Origin of the sequence: Burkholderia sp. Tr-862 (genome assembly GCF_011753085.1) — a bacterium.
GTDB classification, from domain to species: Bacteria; Pseudomonadota; Gammaproteobacteria; order Burkholderiales; family Burkholderiaceae; genus Burkholderia; species Burkholderia ambifaria.
This window is the reverse complement of sequence record NZ_VWWG01000433.1, coordinates 1-285: the sequence shown is the minus strand read 5'-3', so window position 1 is coordinate 285 and position 285 is coordinate 1. Positions and strand designations below refer to the sequence as shown.

Genomic DNA, 285 nt, shown 5'->3' with positions numbered 1-285 from the left:
CAGGGCGAGGCGGGGCTGATGGCGCTGAACGGCGAGGCCGACCAGCCGCCGCTGAAGTTCGGCGTCGCGGCGGTCGACCTGTTCACCGGCATGTATTCGGCGCAGGCGATCCTCGCCGCGCTGTACGCGCGCCATGCGCCGGGGCGGGGACGGCGCATCAGGGCGAGGCGGGGCTGATGGCGCTGAACGGCGAGGCCGACCAGCCGCCGCTGAAGTTCGGCGTCGCGGCGGTCGACCTGTTCACCGGCATGTATTCGGCGCAGGCGATCCTCGCCGCGCTGTACG

General features: G+C 73.0%; 1 protein-coding gene and 1 pseudogene. Both read left to right on the top strand.

Features of this window, described 5'->3' with window-relative positions; genetic code table 11:
- Positions 1–159 (top strand): annotated as a pseudogene (locus F3J14_RS35350) (CoA transferase); the annotation flags it as partial.
- 17 nt (positions 160–176) lie between these two features.
- On the top strand, positions 177–285 hold a 109-nt coding region (locus tag F3J14_RS36270; protein WP_348772042.1), incomplete at its 3' end, for a CoA transferase.